This window comes from Aquibacillus salsiterrae, assembly GCF_028416595.1.
Taxonomy (GTDB): Bacteria; Bacillota; Bacilli; order Bacillales; family Amphibacillaceae; genus Aquibacillus_A; species Aquibacillus_A salsiterrae.
The window spans coordinates 38,945-57,570 of record NZ_JAMQKC010000004.1 but is presented as its reverse complement, the minus strand read 5'-3'; the positions used below and the strand labels follow the sequence as shown (position 1 = coordinate 57,570).

General features: G+C 37.5%; 17 protein-coding genes and 1 pseudogene. 16 read left to right on the top strand and 2 right to left on the bottom strand.

Annotation, left to right across the window (positions count from 1 at the left end; all coding sequences use genetic code 11):
* Positions 1-18: 18 nt before the first annotated feature.
* From dhaL to NC799_RS06845, 3 genes are read left to right on the top strand one after another with little or no spacing between them, the layout of a single operon-like run.
* Positions 19-636 (top strand): dihydroxyacetone kinase subunit DhaL, encoded by a 618-nt coding sequence (gene dhaL, locus NC799_RS06855; RefSeq protein WP_334313848.1) that lies wholly within the window; start codon positions 19-21, stop codon positions 634-636.
* 4 nt (positions 637-640) lie between these two features.
* The gene (gene dhaM / locus NC799_RS06850) at positions 641-1,012 is read left to right on the top strand and encodes a dihydroxyacetone kinase phosphoryl donor subunit DhaM (protein WP_272445651.1); all 372 of its coding nucleotides are present in this window, start codon (positions 641-643) and stop codon (positions 1,010-1,012) included.
* A 25-nt stretch (positions 1,013-1,037) separates the two neighbouring features.
* Positions 1,038-1,190 carry a hypothetical protein gene (locus NC799_RS06845; protein ID WP_272445649.1) on the top strand — a complete coding sequence of 51 codons (153 nt, stop codon included), beginning with the start codon at positions 1,038-1,040 and terminating at the stop codon, positions 1,188-1,190.
* A 262-nt stretch (positions 1,191-1,452) separates the two neighbouring features.
* Here the strand turns inward: NC799_RS06845 and NC799_RS06840 are convergent, their stop codons facing one another.
* Both NC799_RS06840 and NC799_RS06835 read right to left on the bottom strand, forming a co-directional pair.
* Entirely contained in the window at positions 1,453-1,773 is a 321-nt protein-coding gene (locus NC799_RS06840; protein ID WP_272445648.1) for a hypothetical protein, read from the bottom strand.
* Between the two features lie 297 nt (positions 1,774-2,070).
* Positions 2,071-3,681, bottom strand: a complete 1,611-nt coding sequence (locus NC799_RS06835) for an amidase family protein (protein ID WP_272445647.1) — start codon at positions 3,679-3,681, stop codon at positions 2,071-2,073.
* Between the two features lie 411 nt (positions 3,682-4,092).
* Between NC799_RS06835 and NC799_RS18480 the strand changes: the two are divergent.
* The 13 genes and pseudogenes from NC799_RS18480 to NC799_RS06775 all read left to right on the top strand — a co-directional run.
* Positions 4,093-4,317 (top strand): annotated as a pseudogene (locus NC799_RS18480) (IS4 family transposase); the annotation flags it as partial.
* A gap of 264 nt (positions 4,318-4,581) precedes the next feature.
* Positions 4,582-5,598: a LacI family DNA-binding transcriptional regulator gene (locus tag NC799_RS06830; protein WP_272445646.1), complete on the top strand. Its 1,017-nt coding sequence runs from the start codon at positions 4,582-4,584 to the stop codon at positions 5,596-5,598.
* A 27-nt stretch (positions 5,599-5,625) separates the two neighbouring features.
* Positions 5,626-6,954 carry an ABC transporter substrate-binding protein gene (locus NC799_RS06825; protein WP_334313847.1) on the top strand — a complete coding sequence of 443 codons (1,329 nt, stop codon included), beginning with the start codon at positions 5,626-5,628 and terminating at the stop codon, positions 6,952-6,954.
* A gap of 179 nt (positions 6,955-7,133) precedes the next feature.
* Positions 7,134-8,405 (top strand): carbohydrate ABC transporter permease, encoded by a 1,272-nt coding sequence (locus NC799_RS06820; protein ID WP_272445863.1) that lies wholly within the window; start codon positions 7,134-7,136, stop codon positions 8,403-8,405.
* A gap of 12 nt (positions 8,406-8,417) precedes the next feature.
* The gene (locus tag NC799_RS06815) at positions 8,418-9,239 is read left to right on the top strand and encodes a carbohydrate ABC transporter permease (RefSeq protein ID WP_272445644.1); all 822 of its coding nucleotides are present in this window, start codon (positions 8,418-8,420) and stop codon (positions 9,237-9,239) included.
* 333 nt (positions 9,240-9,572) lie between these two features.
* Complete coding sequence (tnpB, locus tag NC799_RS06810; RefSeq protein WP_272445643.1) at positions 9,573-9,926, top strand: IS66 family insertion sequence element accessory protein TnpB; 354 nt, start codon at positions 9,573-9,575, stop codon at positions 9,924-9,926.
* Between the two features lie 100 nt (positions 9,927-10,026).
* Entirely contained in the window at positions 10,027-11,619 is a 1,593-nt protein-coding gene (tnpC, locus tag NC799_RS06805) for an IS66 family transposase (protein ID WP_272445862.1), read from the top strand.
* A gap of 1,107 nt (positions 11,620-12,726) precedes the next feature.
* Entirely contained in the window at positions 12,727-12,927 is a 201-nt protein-coding gene (locus NC799_RS06800; protein ID WP_272445642.1) for a hypothetical protein, read from the top strand.
* 519 nt (positions 12,928-13,446) lie between these two features.
* Positions 13,447-14,769, top strand: a complete 1,323-nt coding sequence (locus NC799_RS06795; RefSeq protein ID WP_272445640.1) for an ABC transporter substrate-binding protein — start codon at positions 13,447-13,449, stop codon at positions 14,767-14,769.
* A 61-nt stretch (positions 14,770-14,830) separates the two neighbouring features.
* A complete protein-coding gene (locus NC799_RS06790) occupies positions 14,831-15,784 on the top strand; it encodes a carbohydrate ABC transporter permease (protein WP_272445639.1) in 954 nt (317 codons plus the stop codon).
* Between the two features lie 12 nt (positions 15,785-15,796).
* A complete protein-coding gene (locus NC799_RS06785) occupies positions 15,797-16,630 on the top strand; it encodes a carbohydrate ABC transporter permease (RefSeq protein ID WP_272445638.1) in 834 nt (277 codons plus the stop codon).
* 65 nt (positions 16,631-16,695) lie between these two features.
* Positions 16,696-17,574 carry a sugar phosphate isomerase/epimerase family protein gene (locus NC799_RS06780; protein WP_272445637.1) on the top strand — a complete coding sequence of 293 codons (879 nt, stop codon included), beginning with the start codon at positions 16,696-16,698 and terminating at the stop codon, positions 17,572-17,574.
* Between the two features lie 78 nt (positions 17,575-17,652).
* Complete coding sequence (locus NC799_RS06775; RefSeq protein WP_272445636.1) at positions 17,653-18,624, top strand: Gfo/Idh/MocA family protein; 972 nt, start codon at positions 17,653-17,655, stop codon at positions 18,622-18,624.
* Positions 18,625-18,626: the final 2 nt, after the last annotated feature.

Below are 18,626 nucleotides of genomic sequence, written 5' to 3'. Positions count from 1 at the left end.
AAAAAGGGAGTTGATATTTTGTTAACGACTGAACAGACAATTATGTGGATGGAAAAAATGAGTATTAAAGTGCAAGAAAACAAAGAATACCTTACTTCCTTAGATCAGGCAATCGGTGATGGCGATCATGGTATAAACTTATCGCGAGGCTTCAGCGAAGTAGTGTCAAAAATATCTGCTACTAATTATAATTCTTCATCAGATGTATTAAAAGATGTTGCGATGACCCTGATGAGTAAAGTTGGTGGTGCTTCCGGACCTTTATACGGTACAGCCTTTTTAAAATTATCAATGGCTCTAAACGAAAAGGAATCTACTTTTGAAACATTTACTACTGGTGTAGACGAGGCGCTAAATGGAATCATCATGCGAGGTAAAGCGCAACCGGGAGAAAAGACTATGGTCGATGTGTGGTCTCCTGTTGTAAAACTTTTTAAGGAAACTAATGAATTTAATTCAGATAAACTAAAAGATGTAGCAAGGGAGGCAGCAGAAGCAACGAAAGATGTAAAGGCCACAAAAGGACGGGCTTCATACCTTGGTGACCGATCAATTGGACACATTGATTCGGGATCTATGTCCTCCTATTATTTATTCGAAGCCCTAGCAGAAGTACTTTCAGAAGGAGCGAAATAACTACATGTCATCAGTTGGAATAGTTCTAATCTCACATAGTTCAAAGATAGTTGATGGAGTTTATGACCTAATAAGCCAAGTTATGACTGATGTTCCAATTAGTGTTGCTGGTGGTACGAATGATGGTGAAATTGGAACAAGTATCGACAAGATCTTAGCAGCTATTGAAGAGGTATACAATGAAAAAGGTGTCTTGCTCCTATATGACCTTGGAAGCGCAATGATGAATGCTGAACTAGCAGTTGAACTTTCTGGATATGAAAACATCATAGTCGGAGAAAATGTTCCGCTAGTTGAAGGGGGCTATGTTGCAGCCGTAGAATCATCAATGGGAAAAACATTAGAAGAGGTATATGCAGCTGTTAAGACCATTTAATATAGTAAACTGGAGATGCCGGTATTTGGTATCTCCATTATTTTGGTATCATCATGGTGGAAATAATAGCATATTTGTTTTTCTACACAATTTTATCCTGATTGAAGAATTGTTTAAAGAGATTATTAATGAAAAGAAACGGAAACAAGAAATAGAATGGCAAAAAAAACTCGAATAGAATTGTTGTAAAAGTGCTAGAAGATGGAATGTCTTACGAAGTAGTTGCAAAGTTTACGGAGCTTTCGGTAGGAGAATTGAAAAAGCTTATGGTTGAATAACAAGGCAAGGGTGATTGCTGACCCTTGCCTTGTTTTAGTAAGCGGGGGTCAAGGCTGGTGAGGAAAAATGGCTTATTATTCACATTGAAATAAAGGACCTCGTTAACGTATCAATACAATTTGTTTAAAATTAGTGACTACAGTGAAGACAAACTACTTAAATCAGCCTTCCTCTCTCCCCTCAGCCTTCACTATTCTCTCAAACTCGCCCAAAGAAATTGGCATACTATCGCGGTTAATATAAACCATTCCCCTTCCCTCCTTCGTTTCAATTACTTGTTCTCTTAGTTTTTTTGTTAATTCTAGTGGAATTTGCAGTAGGTAATCAATGAAGTAGATTAATACCGAGATATACATACTATTATATTCGTGAGGATACTTGCTTTTTTGCAACAGTAATTTCATTAATTTAACCTTAAACTGATAGCGTTGTTCTGCATCACCTTTTGTTTCATTTACATATTTCGCTGCTAGTATTGCCATTGCAAACGGATTTAAAGCAGAGGGTAAATTAGAAAGCAAAAAAGAAGGAAGAGAAGAAGGTGAAAAAGAAGCAAAGAGGACGGTTGCGAAAAAATTGTTAGAAGATGGAATGTCTTACGAAGTAGTTGCGAAGTATACGGAGCTATCGGTAGAAGAATTGAAAATGCTTATGGATTGCATAAATTAAACACACTGTTCTCATGGATGAATAACAAGGCAAGGGTGAATTGACGCCCCTTGCCTTGTTATATTGCAAACGGAACCGCGGAGAGGGTTCTTGCGCTTCCAAAAAATTATTTATTTCCACACGGGTGCAACACGAACTTTTGAATGCTGTTCATAGGAATAGGCAAGTTCGATTAAACGTGCTTCGCTATAAGCCGTTGCTGAGAATGTAACACCAACAGGCATACCGGATTCTGTGTAACCTGCTGGGACGGTAATAGATGGGTATCCTGCTTTAGCAGGTGTTGCTGCGCCATTATTATTAGCAAAAAGTAATGCATCAAGATCATTATCTTTCATAACAGAGTCAATAGCTTCTCTAGAGTATTTCAGGTCATTCGCACGTTGTTCTAGGTAAGTCGGATTGTCTAAGCTATCGCTGAGAGCTTGAGACCGTTCTAAGTGAATTTGGCCATACTTCATTCTAACCTCTGGATCTTGTTTATTAAATTCAATGATATCTGCAAGGGTTTTAACTGGTACATCATCAGAAGTTTTACTCAAATAATCATTTAAATTATGTTTAAATTCATACCACAATACTTGAGAACGATGAGTAAGTCGTTGGATAGTTACCTCATCAATAATAGCTCCTTGGCTCTTCATTACCTCTATTGCTTCTTCGATAACCTCTCTTTGTTCACTATTTCTAAGGTATCCGTAATCAATACCGATTCGTGCGCCATCTAATCCATTAATTTTAAGGTGTTTAGTATAATCAGTTAATGCTTTTCCTTCACTTGTCTCGGTAATGGGATCTGTCGGATCAACACCTGTTAACACCCCTAATGTAACTGCTGCATCTTTAACAGTTCGTGCCATTGGACCAGCTGTATCTTGACTCATAGAAAGGGGAATAATTCCTGTGCGGCTCACTAAACCAACTGTCGGTTTAATTCCAACAATTGAGTTTGCGCTAGACGGACTAAGGATAGAACCAGATGTTTCAGTACCGATTGCTACAGTAGCGAAGTTCGATGCAATAGCTGCCCCAGACCCTGAACTTGATCCCCCTACACTTCCAGCAGGAAATGTGTCTGGTCCATAAGGGTGTTTCACCTGTCCGCCTATGGCGCTATAACCACTTGGAGCACCTTGTGTCATGAAATATGCCCACTCACTCATGTTTGTTTTTCCGAGAATGATTGCACCTGCTTCGCGAAGTTTTGCTGCAACCCATGAGTCTTTGCTTGCGTAGTTATCCTTTAAGGCAATTGTTCCAGCTGTTGTTGGCATATTATCTTTTGTGTCCACATTGTCTTTTAAAAGAACTGGGATACCGTATAAAGGACCTTTTTTGCCTTTGCCACGCTGCTTGTCCATTTCGGCAGCAATTTCAAGCGCGTCGGGATTTAGAGTTAAAACTGAATTAATGGCCGGTCCTTTTTGATCATAAGCCTTGATTCGGTCTATATACATTTGGACTAGTTTAACAGAGGTAAGTTGCCCTGTCTGAAGAGCTTTTTGAATTTGTGCAATTGTTGTTTCTTCCACTTGGAAAGTTCCGATTCCAGTAGACTGTCCTGCATTCGGATTTTTCAAGACATTTTCTACAGCAGTTTGATTTTTGGAAATAGCAGATTCAGCGTTTCCGTTAGCTGCATAACTCAAAGTGGGCATGGTTAAAATTGCGCTACATACTGAGACGGTTACGAAAGTTTTTGCGGTTTGATTGAATTTCATTCGGTTTCCCTCCTGTTATTGAAAGATTTTATCTTTATGTTTAGTAATTCTAAACGATTAATAAAGGGAAATAACTAATCGTGTTAGGATTTATCACAAACAACTAGTCGACATATTTTTTAAATGGCTGAGAGGGTTCTTGCACATCCACAACGGTAGTTAACCTACAATCTTAACTCCCGTTTGGCAGTTCGTTGAGCTCCGAAAAAAGGTACCTGGTACTTCAAAAGGACAAATGTCCATTAAAGTATCAGGTATCATTAAACCATTCTTCTGTGACAATCAGAAATTTCACGTGTACGCTTAATACATAATCAGAAAAAGACATAACTAGCAGATCAAATCCGCTAGTTATGTCTTCTTTATCGCAAAACTTCCGATTGTTCTCTAAAAGAATAGTTCCTGCGTTTTTTTGTGCGAAACCGAAATTAGAAAAGTCAGTGGTTAGCTATAGGAGTAATGAACTGTACGTTTAGTGAAAAGAGTTAATACGCATTTATGGAATGCACTGGGACATTGATTACTTATTTAAAACGACTAAATCTCTTTTCAAAACTTCAAAAGGAACTCCAAGGCAGATCTTATGACTCTCCTATAGAGCATACAACTTTTATGTTTACTAGGTACAGAATCGTTATAGTAGTGATGGCGCTGATAGATTATCTCGAATGTGTATCGCTGTAACAGTCAATCGAGCTTTTGAACATACAAAGTTTTGTGAATGTTAGTAAATATATAATGAATTTTAAAATATTGTTGCAAAGAAAGCGCTTACGTGTTATATTGTTACCGTGGAAGTGTGAACGTTCCCAATTTAAAAACGACCTCTATGTGAACGTTCCCAACGGTGAAACGTAGGAGGGATAAAATATTAGTAGATTTATAGTCTGAGGTGGAATAATGAAAATAAAGACAAAAGCTATAACAATTGAAGATGTTGTTAGACTATCGGGGGTATCAAGGGGAACAGTTTCAAGGGTTATCAATGACCATCCCCATGTCAGTGAAGAAAAAAGAAAAAAAGTCAAGGAAGCAATAGAACAATTAGATTATATGCCTAATGTTTCTGCACAGCGCCTACGAAATATAAAAACTAAAACAATTGCTGTCATAGTTTCAAGTATTAGCAATCCATTCTTTGGATTGTTGTTAGAGGAACTTGAGAAAGATGTCATAAAATTGGGATACCAGTTATTACTTTGTAACACTCGAAATAGTAAGAAAAAAGAAATTGATTTTCTTAGATTACTCATTACAAATCAAGTCGACGGCATTATTCTTGCTTCAATGGCCAACTACTGGGAAAACATAAAAGAATTTGTTAATTATGGTCCTATCGTTTGTTGTAATCAATTTGATCCAAAGGTAGAAGTCCCGAGCATTGGTCTTGATCACGAGGAAGCCGCGTATATTGGAACTAAACATTTTATTGACAACGGGCATGAGAAAATTGCTTTTTGTGGCGGTATATCGCAATTTAACATTTCGGTCGGAAGAAAACAAGGCTATGAAAAAGCACTGAAAGAATCAGGTTTAAAAATTAATAAGGACTGGATCTTTGACAATGTATACGGAACTGCCGGTGGTATTGAGGTTTTTAATAATGTTGCAAATATGAGAGTTAGGCCAACTGCAGTTTTTAGTGGAGGGGATGAAATAGCTGTTGGATTTATCAAAGCAGCACTAGATTCCGGGTGGAAAGTTCCTCAGGATATATCAGTTATGGGTTTCGATAACCAGCCAATAGGGACATTCGTTTCCCCGGAATTGACGACAATACAACAGCCCATCGAACAGATGGGTAAAATAACAATTCAGAAAATGATTGAATCTATCAATAACATTCAGTCAATGCGATCCGAGGAAATTATTCTAAAGGCAAATCTTATCGAAAGAAATTCTGTTAAAACTATCTGAAATAATCAGTAACTAGAGGAGGTTTTTATGATGAAAGCAAAATCGTTACTTTATTTTTTAATAATTACATTTATTTTGATATTAGCGGCGTGTAGTGGGCAAGGGAAGACAACTACGCCTGAGTCATCCGAAAACGATGAAGGAAGTAACAAAACTGAAGAACCAGAAGTAACTGAAAAAATGGAAGAAGAAACTATCACAATTACATGGGCAAAGTCTAAAGCTGGTAATGTAGACCCATTAATTCAAGCGTTTGAAGAAAAAAATCCAAACATTAAAATTAATCTACTTGAATTGCCGGATACGAGTGCAGCACATGACTACTTTGTCACTACATTTGCGGGAAAAAGTTCAGAAATTGATGTATTCGATGCTGATGTCATTTGGCCGGCAGAATTTGTACAATCTGAATATTCATTACCTCTTGACCGTTTTATTGAAAGAGACAATATAAAGTTAGATGAGTATTTTCCTGGAACTGTTCGTGCCGGTAATATAGATGGTAGGCAGTGGGCGATACCTCGTTACACTAATGCAGCACTACTATTTTATAGGAAAGACATTGTTGAAACCCCTCCAACAACTTGGGATGAATTAATAGAAATGGCTGAAGAATATAAAGGGGAAAACGGCACAGACATCGGATATGCTTTGCAGGCGAATCAATATGAAGGATTGGTTGTAAATGCTATTGAATTTATCGAAGGCTATGGGGGAAGTGTGATTGACGAGAATGGGGAAGTTGTAATAAATAGCCCAGAAGCAATCAAAGGAATTGAAAAAATGATTGAGATTGTTCAATCGGACATTACACCTAGTAACATCGTAAACTTTCGCGAACTTGAAACAGAAACAGCATTTATAGATGGACACGCAGTATTCGCACGAAATTGGCCCTACATGTGGAATTCAGCCCTAGATGAAGAACGTTCTGTTGTAAGTGAAAATGTAGGAACAGCTTTACTTCCTGCTGGTGATAAAGGCTCTGCAGCTACTTTAGGTGGATGGATGACGATGATTAGTCGATTTACTGAAAATACCGAGGAAGCTTGGAAGTTTGTGAAATTCATCACGGGTGAAGAAGGACAGAAGATTTCTGCTATGACAGACGGAAGACCTCCTACCATTGAAGCTCTCTATGAAGATGAGGATGTTACTGAAGCTGTGCCGATTTTTGGAAATCCTGATTTTGTTGAAACATTATTGACTGCAGTTCCACGTCCGGTAACAGGAATCTATCCTGAAGTTTCTGATATTATGCAAATTGAACTTTCAAGTGCCCTTGTTGGTGATATTACAGCTCAACAAGCTGTTGAGAACATGGAAAAGAAAATTACGGAAGCTTTAGACCAATAACATAATAATCATATAGGGGAGATGAATCGTTCATCTCCCCTAAAATAAAAGAAAGGGGCCCTTAGATGGATAACCATAATACCTCTCTCTCAAAATCGGTAACATCGATTAAGAGGGATAACAATAAGGTCAACCGAAAAAGATCATTTTCATTAAATGAAAAACAGTTAGGCTATTTGATGATTCTCCCGTCTATTATCTTAATTATTGCAGTTATTATATGGCCCATAACAGTTTCATTTTGGAACAGTATGTTTGATTACCAATTGAATGATCCGACACGTTCCGAAAAGATGCTCAGTGCTCATATAGATTTAGAGCGCTATGCGGACAATTACTTTCTTGTTAATAATTCAATGAAGAATCTCCAAAGTTTTGACGAAACAGGATTGCAAAAAGAAACCTTTAGTGATTTGATTGCAGGCCTAGACAGTTTCCACCAGCAATTGCTTGCAGATACCGAGATAGAACAAAAGTATCAAATGGTTGAAGAGATGTTAATAAACTTCGAACCTGTTAACGATGATGAGCTAAGGTATTCAAGTATTGATAATGATTTTGCTTTAACCTACAAGAATTACATACAGGAAACACTTAACATCTTATCAAGAGTAGAAGCTAGCTCCACTGATATGGCAAACGCGATTAAAACGGTGAAGGAGCAACTTACTACACTCGAATCTAGTATTCTTCAATCAAATTTTATTGGATTTGAACATTATATTAATTATTTGTTTGACGGACGGATGTGGTCGTCATTATCTCTCACTTCTATGTTTACTGTAATTTCTGTTTTACTTGAGTTGGTATTCGGTTTAATCATTGCATTAATCATTAACCGTGTATTTCACGGAAGGGGATTAGTTAGGGTTTCAGTACTAATTCCATGGGCGATCCCTACTGCTGTTGCAGCAATGATGTGGCGTTTTCTATATGATGGTCAATCTGGTATTATCGCTTATTATTTGGAAAGAATCGGGCTAATTGCTGACACTGGATATTTATTATCAACTAGTGCAGGTGGAGTCATTTCTATCATTCTAGCTGACGTATGGAAGACAACACCCTATATGGCACTTCTACTCCTAGCAGGTCTGCAGACAATACCTGGCCAATTATATGAAGCGGCTCAGGTTGATGGGGCAAATCGCTTCAACCAGTTTTTTAAGATTACGTTACCAATGCTAAAATCAACTATTTTAGTCGCCGTGCTATTTCGAACGCTTGATGCTTTTCGTGTATTTGACTTAATTTACGTATTAACCGGTGGTGGCCCTGCTAATTCTACAGAATCCATTTCGGTCTACGCGTACAAAACTTTTTTCTCGCAACAAAACTTTGGTGCTGGATCTGCACTCTCTATTATTGTCTTCCTTTGCATTGTTCTAATCAGTGTTCTTTTTATTCGATTCATTGGAAGTGATCTTTTTGAGAAAAAGGCAAACAGATAGGAGGGGATATCTATGAATAAGAAGGCAGGTATTAGCTTTTATATTACGATAGCAATTTTTATTTTTCTAACCATGTTTCCATTCATATGGGTGTTTTTAACGTCAATTAAACCGACAAAAGAAATATTCTCTTCATTTGATTGGTTTACTTCAAATGTTACAATGAGTTCCTATAAATCAGCGCTAACATCTCAGCCTCTTTTAAAATACATGTGGAACAGTTTTGTAGTTTCTTCAATTACAACATTAGTAGCAGTGGGTCTGGCGTCGATGTCGGCATATGCTGTTACAAGGCTACCTATTCGTTTTAAAGGTTTATTTCTAGGTTTGGTACTCGCGTCTGCAATGTTTCCTCAGGTTGCAATCATTTCACCGATATATAACTTGATTTCGAGTCTCGGGCTTCGAAATAGTTATGGTGGTTTGGTTATTCCGTATATTACGGTAAGTTTGCCACTGGCAATCTGGCTCTTGTCTACTTTTTTTCAAAAGATCCCTACGCAACTGGAAGAGTCAGCTAAACTGGATGGGGCGACACCTTTACAAACATACAGAAAAATTATTTTTCCTCTCGCGGCACCGGGTGTGTTTACAACAGCCATCTTAGTCTTTATTGCAGCCTGGAATGAGTTTTTATTTGCTTTAACCATCAATACGGAGAATGAGTGGAGAACAATACCTGTTGGTCTTGCCATGTATCAAAGTGAATTTACGGTACCATGGGGAGATATTACAGCTGCAACGGTCATCGTTACAATTCCGATTGTTGTGATTGTTCTTCTTTTCCAAAAACGAATCGTTTCTGGTCTTACTTCGGGTTCAGTGAAAGGTTAATTTTCAGGAGGAGATCTCTATGAAGATATTAATAATTGGTATAATTGGCGGTTCATCGTAAGCCCCCATTTAAACCACGCATTTCAAACACATGGCACCCCTTGGTATGATACTTATATCAATCAAAGGAGGTGCTTTTTCTATGCCACAACAAAAATTAACCATCGTCCCCGTTACACTTCATACCGAGAGTAAAAAGGATTTACCACCCACTTCTCCAAAAGAATCTTTAACCAGCATTTGCACAATCAAAATGGCAAACGTTGAAATCTCCCTTCATAGCGGCGTAGATGAGTACGTAATCCGGACCATTATGAGGGAGCTGAAACATCCGTGAAGTACGATTATACAAGCGTCAAAAACATTTATATTATTTGTGGAAAAACTGATATGCGAAAAGGGATTGATGGCCTTGCCACACTGATTCAGGATACATTCAAACTGGATCCATACGGCGATTCCATTTTCCTATTCTCCGGATGGAGCAAGGATCGTTATAAATGTTTGTACTTTGATGGTGATGGATTCGCTATGCTTTACAAACGTTTGGATAACGGCAAACTTCAATGGCCAAAAGATGAAAATGAAGTACGCAATCTTTCACAAAAGGAGGTTCGCTGGCTGCTAGAAGGGTTAGCCATTCAGCAGCCAAAAGCAATAAAACCATCACCAAAAGGAGTGTTCTAAATCTACCAAAACGTTGATTTATAGCCATTTTTAGCTTCATTTTTCTTGTCCCAAATGGTATAATAGAAGTAACGAAAACGGGCGAAAAGTGGTGAGACGAATGGTTAATGTTTCTTCAAATAATGGGGCACAATATGAAAAATTAATTCAGCTTCTTGAGGAGCAATTGACCAATTCCAATCAGCAAAACAATAGGCTTTCGGAAAAACTCGATAAGGCCTTAAAACAGAACGAGGCATTAACCGAACAAATCCGCCAATTAACCAAAGCTTTATATGGTTCTAAATCAGAAAAGTCAAAGTATCAAGCACCAGACGGTCAAGGCTCTTTATTTGAAGACGATCCGTCTTTTAACGATTCTGAGCAGACAGAAGAACAAAGCACAGAAACAGTTAGCTATACCGTTGTCCGTAAAGTATCGAAGAAAAAGAGAAACGATTCATTTAGCAACGATATTGAGATAGAAGAAGTTCACCATCATCCAGCTAATACGCTATGTGATTGTTGTCTTCATCAAATGACAGAAGTAGGTACAACAATAGCACGTGAAGAAGCAAAATTCATTCCAGCTACAATGAAGCGTGTGCAACATATTGAGCATGCCTATGAGTGCACGGCGTGCAAAAAAGATACCACTCAAAAAGCGCAAATCAAGCGTGGGAAAGCACCGCAAGCTGCCATTCAACGTAGCATTGCAGGACCAACTGTTTTGGCTAAGCTTATCTATGATAAGTTTATTCAGTACTTGCCTCTTTACCGCCAGGTAAAAGAATGGGAACGATATGGTCTACTTACAAATGATAAGAACCTATCTAACTGGGTTATTCGTGCTGCCGAAGATTGGCTTCAACCAATTTATGATTTAATTAAGCAATTATTAACAGCCAAATCTGTGCTTCATGTGGATGAAACTTATGCCCAAATCATTAAACGTTCCGACGGAAAATCCGGGCAATCGAACGCTTATAACTGGGTATGCCGTAGCGTACCAAGCCAAGGGCCTATTATAGTCCTTTTCAAAAGCGCTTTATCAAGAAGCCGAGCTGTATTGGAAGACTTAATTACAGGCTTTAAAGGAACAGTGATTTGCGATGGCTATTCAGCTTACGGTCATTTGCCTGACGTGCAGTTCGCCAACTGCTGGGCACACACGAGGCGTTATTGGTTAAAAGCTGATAGTATAAACGGGCGAATAGGAGTCGATTACTGCGATCGGTTGTATCAGATTGAGCGTAAAATCAAGCACCTCTTACCAGAAGAACGCCAACAAGTCAGACAAAAAGAATCAAAGCCCATCGTGGATGAATTTTTCGCTTGGATTGATCGCTCACTGTTCTTCGGTAAAAATGCGTTGGCGAAAGCAGCTGAATATACGTTGAGCCGAGCAGATGGTTTAAAAGCATTTCTTAATGATGGTCATTTAGAAATCGATAATAATCCTGCGGAAAATGCAATTCGTCCCAACGTAATCGGTCGCAAAAATTGGCTGTTCTCTGTAAGCGAGGCAGGTGCAAAAGCGAATGCTATTTGTCTAAGTTTAGCAGAAACAGTAAAAGCAAATGGTATCGATTTTTATCAATATTTAGTCAAGCTACTAACAGAGCTGCCAACTTTACCGATTCACCAGCAGCCAGATCTTTTACATAACTACATGCCTTGGTCAGAAAATATCCAAGCCACATGTGCAAAATAGCCAACTATCCGAAAAAAATTTCAGATAGCTGGCTGTTCGTTGTGCGTACCGTAAAGGTGCGCTATTTTTTTATATTTCGGGCTTACGGTTCATCCTGATATGAAAATTACATTCGTTTGTGGCAGTTTAGAGGAAAGAGTAAATGAAGAAGCGGTGGCTTATGGTGAAAAGGCATACGTCAGTTATAAGGGATGCTATACCAATATGATCTAGATGCTGTCACAGTCTGCACACCAAATAACTTGCAACATCAACATTAAAAGAGAATGCAGTGAAAATGATTCTAACTGCAAAGCACAACGGTAAAAAGCATATGATTGCCCACATTTAACGTTTTTAACCAGCCTATATAAGGTTTGTCTTAACATGTGGACATAAAAGGATATGCATCGTTTCGAAACGAAGGGAAGTGTCACGCACTTCTCTTTTTTAATTAAAAAGACATTAAATAAAAAGAACATTTGTTCTATTTATGTGATATAATTGTGTTAGTCATGGATCGTCTTTATCTATAATCCATCATAATCAATTACATGCCATGCAGTGCATAGTGAAATTCACCCTTTGTTAGAACATTGGAATTGTTCGTTAATAATGCCATTGCCATTGTTTGAAGAGTTTATTACATTCTTCACCCCAGATTGATTACCTACTACAAATTCCACTAGAATTAACAAAAAAACTAAGAGAACAAGTTATCGAAACGAAGGAGGGAAGGAAATGGTTTATATTAACCGCGATAGTATGCCAATTTCTTTGGGCGAGTTTGAAAGAAAAGTGAAGGAAGAAGGTAACAAAGTGGTTGCAAAAAAATGCTAGAAGATGGAATGTCTTACGAAGTAGTTGCGAAGTATACGGAGCTATCGGTAGAAGAATTGAAAAAGCTTATGGATGAAATAAAATAAGCACACTTTTCAGCACGATAAATATATAGGCAAGGGTGATTGCTGACCCTTGCTTGATTTTGATTTGACGAGTAAATAATTTGTTCTAACAACATCATCTGAATGAAAGCGCAAGATTCGTCCCTGCGCTTCTTCGACAAATTCCACTAGAATTAACAAAAAAATTAAGAGAACAAGTAATCGAACAAAGGAGGAAAAGGAAATGGTTTATAATAACTGCGACGACAGTATGCCAATTTCTTTGGGCGAGTTTGAGAGAATAGTGAAGGCTGAGGGGAGAGAAGAAGGTAAAACAATTATGGCGAAAAGAATGCTAGAAGATGGAATGTCTTACGATGTAGTTGCAAAGTATACGGAACTATCGGTAGAAGAATTGAAAAAGCTTATGAATGGAACAAATTAAGCATATTTTTCTCATGGATGAATAACAAGGCAAGGGTGATCGCTGACCCTTGTCTTGTTTTATTTAAAAGGGATAAACAATTGTATTATCTGGCATCATCATCTAATTGAAAGGGCCTGTGTTCCTAAAATTAAATTAAATGTTATAATATTATATGTTTTATAACCTATGACTTAAAATGTATTATTGACATACGAAAATTGTTGTGTATAATAATGATAACGGTTACAATTTAAAAAATAACATTTTATTTCCTTTTATCGTAAGGTGTTAAAGGGATTTTAATTCAAAGGATATAAATGTTATATAATTATATCAATATAACTCAACTAACTTATGTATTGTTTTGTGTTTTACCTCATCTTTCGCATAACCTCAACTAAGAATCTTCACTCTAAAACAAATAACTTTTTCATTCATCTGTAATCAGAGCTTCTTTTAGCTTTGTTTATAAAAAATATGGGAGGGAGGGTCAATTAGTGTAGTCCTGCATTAAAAAAACAAACGGGAGGTATATTTTTGAGTATTAATAAAATGAAATTTTTGGTATTTCTTCTAATGTTTATTTCTTTCGGGCTTATTACGGGTTGTTCATCAGGTGATCAAACTAGTACGGGTGACTCGAATGCAGATTCGGGTTCTGGTGGAGGAAAAGGGAAAACTACGATAACCTTCTGGCATTCTATGACAGATACATCTGGTGATGCTGTGGAGGAAGTAATAAAAGAATTTGAAAAACAGAATCCTGATATTAAAGTTAATGCATCATATATAGCTAACCAAGGTGAGGGGCAGAATGAAAAACTCTTAACGGCAATTGCTGGAGGGAATCCGCCTGATGTTGCATATTTTGATAGATTTGAGGTGGCGTCTTGGGCTGCTCAGGGTTCCTTAGAAAAGCTTACTGATTTAGCTGAGTCTTCTGGGATAACACAAGATAAATATTATCCATTTTCATGGAAAGAAGCAAGCTATGAAGGAGATTTATATGCAATTCCAACGACAACAGATTCTAGACTACTATTTTATAATAAAGACCAATTTGAAGAAGTGGGCTTAGATCCGGAAAACCCGCCGAGTACAATAGCAGAACTAGAAGAGGCTGCTAAGAAATTAACTATAAAGGATGGGAACAGATTTAAACGAATTGGCTTTATACCTTGGTATGGTCAAGGATGGTTCTATGGATGGGGTTGGTCATTTGGTGGAAAGTTTTATGACTCTTCTACTCAAACAGCAACTGCAAATAATCCAAAAAACGTCGAAGCATTACAATGGATTACTGATTTCGCTAAGGAATACGGAGTAGAGGATATCGCTGGATTCACAGATTCGCAGGGATCCGGGGCGATGGATCCGTTTTTGACCGGACAACTTAGTATGAAAATAGATGGTAACTTTGGTGTAGCGAGTATTGAAAAGTTTAAACCTGACTTGAATTACGGTGTTGCCCCTATGCCTACTCCTACAGGAGATAACTTTACGACATGGTCCGGTGGTTGGTCAGTTGTAATTCCTAAAGGGGCAAAGAATAAGGAAGCGGCATGGGAATTTTTGAAGTTTTTTGGTGGTGAAGAAGGACAAAAAATATTTAGTAAAATAAGTCGAGACTTTTCTGTAATTGATTCAGTAAACGAAGAACTTGGGTACAAAGATGACCCGATCTTCAGTCAGTTTATCAAAATCCTTCCTGAATCTCATGCAAGGCCAGTAATGACTCAAGGATCACTTTATTGGAATGAATTAGCATCCGCTGTTGAAGGTGCAACGCGTGGAAATGGTACTCCAGAGGAAATTCTAACTAAAGTAAATGAAAAAGTGAACTCGGCGTTAAAAGAATAGGTAGTAATAAAGGCAGGGAGATTGCTCTCCTTGCCTTAACAACAGAAGGAGGGGAAACTCTTTGAAACAAGAAATTAAGAATGAGCAAATAAACACTGCTGTTCACGCGCCGGTAGTTGCGAAACAACGAAAAAAGCTAACGAAAAGTTCATCAATACCAGGTTGGTTATTTGCATCTCCTTGGATTATTGGTCTGGTGTTGTTTTATGCATTTCCACTCTTCTCTTCTATCTATTACAGTTTTACGACTTACAGTATATTACAGCCGGGAGAATTTGTAGGACTAGAAAATTACTATAAATTATTCAACGATGAATTGTTTTGGAAATCCATTTACAACACGGTTTACTTTGCGGTATTTTTCGTTCCCTTAAGTATTATTATTGGTGTAGCTTTAGCGATGATGCTTAACATGAAAGTAAAAGGAATGGCAATCTATCGCACTATTTTCTTTTTACCTACCTTAGTTCCACAGGTAGCCTTGGCGGTTCTGTGGATGTGGCTATTGAATCCTGGTTTCGGATTAGTTAATTCATTGCTTGATGTAGTTGGTATTCCAGGGCCGAATTGGCTTGGAAGTGAATTATGGTCAAAACCATCCTTGATATTAATGTCCTTATGGGCGATTGGTCAACCTGTCATCATCTATCTTGCTGGATTAGGTGACATTCCGAATGAGCTTTATGAAGCTGCTGAAGTTGATGGTGCTAATTGGTTCCAAAAGACAATTAGTGTAACACTTCCATTATTAACCCCGGTCATTTTCTTTAATTTGGTAATGGGTTCAATAGGAGCTTTTCAGCAGTTTACATTACCGTATACAATGACACAAGGTCAAGGGACACCTGCAAATTCTTTGACGTTCTATGTAATGTATTTGTACGATAATGCATTTAAATTTTTTAAGATGGGTTACGCTTCTGCGATGGCCTGGATTCTGTTTGTCATCATTATGGCTTTAACGGCGGTTATATTTATTACGTCAAAACGTTGGGTTCATTATCAAGGGAAATAAGGAGGGTTAAAAGTGCAACCAAAAATAAAGAAAAAGTTCCAGGTAACCTTAGCGCAGGTGTGTTTATTAGCTGCATCTGCCTTTTTTATTATTCCTTTTGTCTGGATGGTGTCAACATCGCTGAAACCAATAACGCAAGTATTTACTTATCCTCCTGAATGGATTCCAAATCCTTTTCAATGGAGGAATTATGTCGATGCAACTCAGTATATTCCTTTTTATACTTATTTAAAGAACACTACGGCTATTACGGTGTTCAGTACCTTGGGTGTCGTATTATCCTGTCCTTTAGTTGCGTACAGTTTCGCAAAATTAGAGTGGAAAGGTCGTAATGTGTTATTTGTGATCACAATTGCCGTTATGATGATTCCAATGCAGGTAACGATGATTCCGTTGTTCCTCCTATTTAATAAATTAGGTTGGGTAGGAACGCCTCTTCCGTTGATTGTCCCTGCTTTTTTTGGGGTACCATTTTCTATTTTTTTAATGAGACAATTTTTTATGGGCTTACCTAATACCTTAAGAGATGCAGCTAAAATCGATGGTGCTAGTGAATTTAGAATCTACTGGCAAATTATGCTTCCTTTAGCAAAGCCTGCTGTTCTGGCAATAGGATTGTTTCAATTTATGAATGTTTGGACTGACTTTATTGGGCCGTTGCTCTATTTGACGGAGGATTCTAAATATACTTTATCTTTAGGGCTTCAACAGTTTCAAAGTCAAAAAGGTACTGAATGGGGCTTAATGATGGCTGTATCTACAATGATGACGATGCCTATCATTATTTTATTTTTCTTTATGCAAAAGACATTTATTCAGGGGATTACGTTTAGTGGGATAAAGTAAAGGCGCTTGGATGAATTTAAGATCATCAAGCAAAAAATAAAAATCAGGTAGAGAGGGGAAATATTATGAATTATAAAATTGGGATGAGATTGTCACCGAATATAGCAAAACAAGGTTTAGAAGAAGCAACTCAATGGGCTGCTAAAGTTGGATTGGATGTAATTGACTTACCTTACATTAATAAGGAAGTAAAGGAAATCTGTAAAAATATCGGGTTGGAAATAGGGTCGATAGATGGAGTTGGAGCAGTTGGTAAAACAAAGTTGCTAAGTGTGGACAAAAAAACTCGCGATGCGGCAGTGGATAAGGTTAAGAATCAGATGGTTGAAATGTCTGAATTTGGTGCCAAAGTAATGTTTATGTGTCTTATTCCAGAAGATATAAACATGACTCGTGAAGAAAGTTTTAATCTCTGGAAAGAAACATTTCCTGAAATAGTAAGAAGTGCAGAAGAAAATGGGATTTTTATTGCTCTAGAAGGATATCCTGGACCAGCGCCTCAATACCCTACTATTGGGTGTACACCAGAAATGTTAAGGGCGATGATTAAGGAAATACCTTCAAAACATTTTGGGTTTAATTATGATCCTTCCCATTTAGTTCGTTTGGGAATTGATTATTTGAGATTTTTAACAGAGTTTGGGGAGTATGTAAATTATTGTCATGGTAAGGATGCTGAAATTCTAACAGATGATTTATATGAATTTGGTCATTTACCATCTACATTTGGACATAAATATGATTTTTCTGAAGGTTCCTGGCGATATACCATTCCTGGGCAAGGTGAGGTTAATTGGGGTAAAGTAGCAATTCGTTTGGAGAAAGTAGGATATCGAGGTCCTGTTAGTATTGAATTGGAAGATCATCGATATTGGGGGTCGCTAGAATCCGAAAGACAGGGGATTATAAAGGCTAAAGAACATCTCGAAATCTTTTTTAAATAGATGAATAAACTATTTATTTAATGGACCAATAGTTTCTGGATAGTTTAGGATTTCAAATAATTTTTTAGGGTGTGAACTATGGAGAAAGTTAAAATAGGAATCATTGGAACTGGAGGTATATCCCACATTCATGTACAACAATTATCTAAACTGAATTATGTGGAAATAACGGCTGTGGTCGATCCGGATAAAAAGAATAGAGATATTATCATCTCAAAATTCCAGTTAGAGGACGTAAAAGAATATAGTGACCACCGAGAGATGTTAAAAGAAATTGAACTGACTGCAATTGTAATCTGTAGTCTCCATACTCTTCATTTCAACCAAGCGATGGATTCTTTGAAGCATGGATGTCACGTATTAATCGAAAAGCCGATGGCGTGTTCAGAGGAGGGAGCTCAGAAACTAATTGATACAGCAAATAATTATAATAAAGTCCTTCAAGTCTCCTATCAGCGTCATTTCGAACCGGAATTTTTGTTTATTAAAGATACAATTAGCAACGGTGAAATAGGAAAGTTAACATCCGTAACTGCTTCGTTATATCAAGATTGGAAACATTTAACAGAAGGCACTTGGCGTCAAGATCCCTTGTTATCTGGGGGCGGAATGTTAATGGATTCAGGTAGTCACATTATTGATGTGCTTTTATGGACAACAGGTTTATCCGTTACCGAAGTGAGTACCCAAATAGAGACACATAATTCAAATGTTGAATTAGATTCCTTCACCTCATTACGTTTTGATCAAGATGTACTTGTGGGGTTGAATATCATTGGATATGCTCCTTGCTGGCATGAAACGTATGTGTTCTGTGGTGAAACGGGTGGAATCTTTTATGAAAATGGGAAAATTACAATTCGTAGATTAGGAGGAGTTGTAGAAACACCTGATTTACCGGCAAAAGAGACCAATCAAGACAAAAGTTTTATTGATGCAATTTTAGGTAAGCATGAGGCTTTGGTACCGGGTTATTTTGCGAAAGAAGTAGTTAAATTAACAGAGGCTATTTATCAATCTGCCGGCTATTCGCCGAGAAAAAACAAATAAGG

Excerpts from the sequence above, each read along its gene's own strand:
- NC799_RS06780 (WP_272445637.1), top strand. The coding sequence starts at position 16,696 with ATGAATTATAAAATTGGGATGAGATTGTCACCGAATATAGCAAAACAA.
- NC799_RS06815 (WP_272445644.1), top strand. The coding sequence starts at position 8,418 with ATGAATAAGAAGGCAGGTATTAGCTTTTATATTACGATAGCAATTTTT.
- dhaM (WP_272445651.1), top strand. The coding sequence starts at position 641 with ATGTCATCAGTTGGAATAGTTCTAATCTCACATAGTTCAAAGATAGTT.
- NC799_RS06835 (WP_272445647.1), bottom strand. The coding sequence starts at position 3,681 with ATGAAATTCAATCAAACCGCAAAAACTTTCGTAACCGTCTCAGTATGT.
- NC799_RS06840 (WP_272445648.1), bottom strand. The coding sequence starts at position 1,773 with ATGGCAATACTAGCAGCGAAATATGTAAATGAAACAAAAGGTGATGCA.
- NC799_RS06830 (WP_272445646.1), top strand. The coding sequence starts at position 4,582 with ATGAAAATAAAGACAAAAGCTATAACAATTGAAGATGTTGTTAGACTA.
- tnpC (WP_272445862.1), top strand. The coding sequence starts at position 10,027 with ATGGTTAATGTTTCTTCAAATAATGGGGCACAATATGAAAAATTAATT.
- NC799_RS06800 (WP_272445642.1), top strand. The coding sequence starts at position 12,727 with ATGGTTTATAATAACTGCGACGACAGTATGCCAATTTCTTTGGGCGAG.
- NC799_RS06825 (WP_334313847.1), top strand. The coding sequence starts at position 5,626 with ATGATGAAAGCAAAATCGTTACTTTATTTTTTAATAATTACATTTATT.
- NC799_RS06820 (WP_272445863.1), top strand. The coding sequence starts at position 7,134 with ATGATTCTCCCGTCTATTATCTTAATTATTGCAGTTATTATATGGCCC.
- NC799_RS06775 (WP_272445636.1), top strand. The coding sequence starts at position 17,653 with ATGGAGAAAGTTAAAATAGGAATCATTGGAACTGGAGGTATATCCCAC.